At 70.1% G+C, this 758-nt stretch carries 1 protein-coding gene; it reads left to right on the top strand.

The genetic code is table 11. The features are described 5' to 3' along the window. The coding region (locus QET40_RS00345; protein WP_280125179.1) for a hypothetical protein at nucleotides 1-758 on the top strand (758 nt) is incomplete at both ends.

The following is a 758-nucleotide window of genomic DNA, read 5'->3' as shown; positions in this document are numbered from 1 at the left end:
CGCCCACACCCTCCGCATCGCCGACGATGCGGAAGTAACGGTGGGCTCCATGATCGGCGGCATCGCCGACGAAACCGGCTCCACCGGCTCCACCGGCTACGGCACGGTTTCCATCGGATCCGGAGCAGTCCTCGCTATCGGCACGGCCGGAACGCTCTCCACGGCCCTGGAACTGGGCAGCGGCTCGGGCCTCGTCCTTGCCGACGGAGGCGCAGGTTCCCCCAACACCCTGGCCGGAGCCATCACCCTCTCGACCGAAGGCGACGGACAGGCCCGCATCACCGGCGGAGGCACCGTCCTGCTGGCCGGAACGATCGCCTCGTCCGACATTGCCGGCAACACCTCGGCCCTGACCCTCGAAAACGCCTCCTTCGACGCCTCCGGAGCCTCCTTCGCCGACACGGTCAACCTCACCCTCGGCACCGCCGACGCATCCGGCACCGCCACCCTCTTCGACCTCGGAAGCGACGCCTCCAAGGCCATCGCCCTGGCCGGACTCAACGTCCTCTCCGATGCCGCCGTCAAAGGCATCGCCGGGCAGACCCTCAGCTTCGGCTCCGGCTCGCTGGCAGGCGCCCTCGACGGCGACTTCACCGTCCGTCTCACGGGAGGAGCCGACGGCGCCGGCAGAGTCTCCCTCGACGTGACCGACACCGCCGACCTGGGCGGCGTCCTCTTCTCCGTCGCCGGAGGCACGTTCGGACTCAACGGCCTGGCCGGAACCAACTCCATCGCCATCTCCGGGGGCAGCCTCACCG

Origin of the sequence: Akkermansia sp. N21169, from assembly GCF_029854675.1 — a bacterium.
Lineage (GTDB): Bacteria > Verrucomicrobiota > Verrucomicrobiia > Verrucomicrobiales > Akkermansiaceae > Akkermansia.
Note: the sequence above shows the minus strand (reverse complement) of the source record. Positions and strands in the feature narration are given on the sequence as shown.